The organism is Plasticicumulans sp. (assembly GCF_035331805.1).
In the GTDB taxonomy this organism is placed as follows: domain Bacteria; phylum Pseudomonadota; class Gammaproteobacteria; order Competibacterales; family Competibacteraceae; genus Plasticicumulans.
Map to the genome: position 1 here is coordinate 7,137 of NZ_DAOLKE010000133.1, position 1,919 is coordinate 9,055.

The following is a 1,919-nucleotide window of genomic DNA, read 5'->3' on the forward strand; positions in this document are numbered from 1 at the left end:
CCATTCCACCCGGACGCTTGCCGATGCTCGATTTCCACGGATACGGCGCCTCGGTGTTCGAAGGCGCATGGCTGACGCTCGAAGTGGCGCTGATGTCGCTGGTGGTCGCCGTCGCGCTCGGCCTTGCCGGTGCGCTGGCGAAGCTGTCGCGCTCGCTGGTGCTGCGCACGATCGCCGGGCTGTACACGACCATCATCCGCGGCATGCCCGATCTGGTGCTGATGCTGCTGATCTACTTCGGCGGCCAGACGCTGGTGAACGTCATCAGCGATGCGCTCGGCTGGGAGTACATCGACATCAACCCCTTCGTCGCCGGCGTGCTGACCATCGGCCTGATCTTCGGCGCCTACATGACCGAGACCTTCCGCGGCGCGCTGATGGCGGTGCCGAAGGGCCAGCTCGAAGCCGGCTACGCCTACGGCATGAGCGCCACGCAGGTGTTCGTGCGCATCCACCTGCCGCAGATGCTGCGCTACGCGCTGCCGGGCTTCGGCAACAACTGGCTGGTGCTGCTGAAGACCACGGCGCTGGTGTCGGTGATCGGTCTCGATGACATCGTGCGCAAGGCCCAGCTCGCCGCCGGCGCCACGCGCCTGCCGTTCACGTTCTACGGCGCCGTGCTGCTCGGTTTTCTGGCGTTCACGACCGTCTCGGTGCTGCTGCTGCGCTGGGCCGAACGCCGCTACAGCCTCGGCTACGAGCGGATGGAGTGAGCGGCGATGGAATTCGGCGTCATCCTCGACAACTGGCCGCTGTACCTCGAAGGCCTGGTCACGACGGTCGAGCTGACCGGTCTGTGCCTGATCCTCGGCCTGCTGCTCGCGATCCCGCTCGGCACCGTGCAGGCGGTCGGGCCGCTGTGGGCGCGCGGCCTGGTGTTCGCGTACAGCTACGTGTTCCGCGGCACGCCGCTGCTGGTGCAGACCTTCCTGATCTACTACGGCCTCGGCCAGTTCGAGGCCGTGCAGCAGAGCGTGTTCTGGCCGCTGCTGAAGGAAGCCTACTGGTGTGCGCTGATCGCGTTCACGCTCAACACCGGCGCCTACACCACCGAGATCATCCGCGGCTCGATCGTGACCATGCCGCGCGGCGAGATCGAGGCCGCGCGCGCCTGCGGCATGGACACCTTGCTGATGCTGCGGCGCATCGTGCTGCCGAGCGCCTTCCGCCGCGCGCTGCCGGCCTACGGCAACGAGGTCATCTTCATGCTGCAGGGCTCGTCGATCGCCTCGACGATCACGCTGGTGGACCTGACCGGGGCCGCGCGCGTGATCAACTCGCGCTACTACCTGCCGTATGAGGCTTTCCTGACCGCCGGCCTGCTGTACATGGCGCTGTCCTTCCTGCTGTTCGCGGGCTTCCGCAAGCTCGAACAGCGCTGGTTCGCGCACCTGCGGCCGCGGGAGCATTGAGGCCCCGCAACCGTGAACACCGGGTCTGGCGCCCGCTGCGCGCGCCGGCCGGCCCCGCTTCAGTCCAGCAGCATCTCCACTGCGGCCGCAAAGTCATCGGCGAGCCCCGCCCGCGGACACTTGCGCTCGTCGCCATCCCGGTACTTGCCGGTGCGTACCAGCACTGCGGCGCCGAGGCCGGCGGCGAGCGCGGCGGCGACATCGGCCTCCGCATCGTCGCCGATCATCGCCACGCGCTGCGGCGGCAGGCCGAGCCGCGCGCAGCCGGTCTCGAACATCGCCTGCGCCGGCTTGCCGATGATGGTCGCGCTGACGCCGCTCGCGTATTCGAGCGCGGCGCGGAACGGGCCGATGTCGAGCGCGAGCCGCTCGCCGTCGCGGAAGTAGCGGTTGTCGGCCATCGCCACCAGTTGCGCGCCGCCGAGCAGCAGCTGCAGCGCATGGTTCAGGTTCTCGTAGTGGAAGCCGTCGGCGGCATCGCCGAGCACGACGACATCCGGCGACTCC

At 68.7% G+C, this 1,919-nt stretch carries 3 protein-coding genes; 2 read left to right on the top strand and 1 reads right to left on the bottom strand.

All coding sequences use genetic code 11. The features are described from left to right. Window positions 1–23 precede the first annotated feature (23 nt). On the top strand, window positions 24–713 hold the full coding sequence (locus PKE44_RS10710) for an ABC transporter permease (protein WP_324550940.1): 690 nt from the start codon (window positions 24–26) through the stop codon (window positions 711–713). A 6-nt stretch (window positions 714–719) separates the two neighbouring features. Further along, on the top strand, window positions 720–1,412 hold the full coding sequence (locus PKE44_RS10715) for an ABC transporter permease (protein ID WP_324550934.1): 693 nt from the start codon (window positions 720–722) through the stop codon (window positions 1,410–1,412). Between the two features lie 59 nt (window positions 1,413–1,471). Here the strand turns inward: PKE44_RS10715 and PKE44_RS10720 are convergent. Next, window positions 1,472–1,919 (bottom strand): HAD hydrolase-like protein (locus PKE44_RS10720; protein ID WP_324550936.1); only part of this gene is annotated, 448 nt, incomplete at its 5' end.